The 375-nt window shown below is 32.8% G+C and carries 1 protein-coding gene and 1 pseudogene; both read left to right on the top strand.

What is annotated here, in order from left to right; translation table 11 throughout:
* On the top strand, positions 1–148 hold a 148-nt coding region (locus tag AC1DJR_RS33980), incomplete at its 5' end, for a CPBP family glutamic-type intramembrane protease (RefSeq protein ID WP_477004670.1).
* 22 nt (positions 149–170) lie between these two features.
* A pseudogene (locus tag AC1DJR_RS33975) lies at positions 171–375 on the top strand (LysM peptidoglycan-binding domain-containing protein); the annotation flags it as partial.

Genomic DNA, 375 nt, shown 5'->3' with positions numbered 1-375 from the left:
GTATATAACGAAGCCTTTTTTGTTTTGTTTCGTCTGCTTTATTAGTTTTGTTTTTGGTTATGTATTCGAGTGGACAGGAAATTTGTTTATAACAATCTTTGCACACTTTCTTGTTGATTTTATAATGGGGCTCCAATTAAGAAAATAAATGGAAGGTGGTGGTGAACAACATGAGAAAACGAATTCCTGATTTTGAAGAGGAGTTAGAAGTTGAGCAAGTGGAAGAAGATGAAAGTTTACCGCCGCGTAGTGAAATTCATAGAAATAAAGAGAACAAACCAAAGTTTAAAATGAATCACATTTTCGTCCGAGTGTTAACATTTTTGTTCATATTGTTACCTATTAGTATCCTATGGTATACGGATAAGTATATAC

The sequence above is a fragment of the Bacillus sp. 05T31 genome, assembly GCF_056396725.1.
This window is presented reverse-complemented; position numbering and strand designations above follow the sequence as displayed.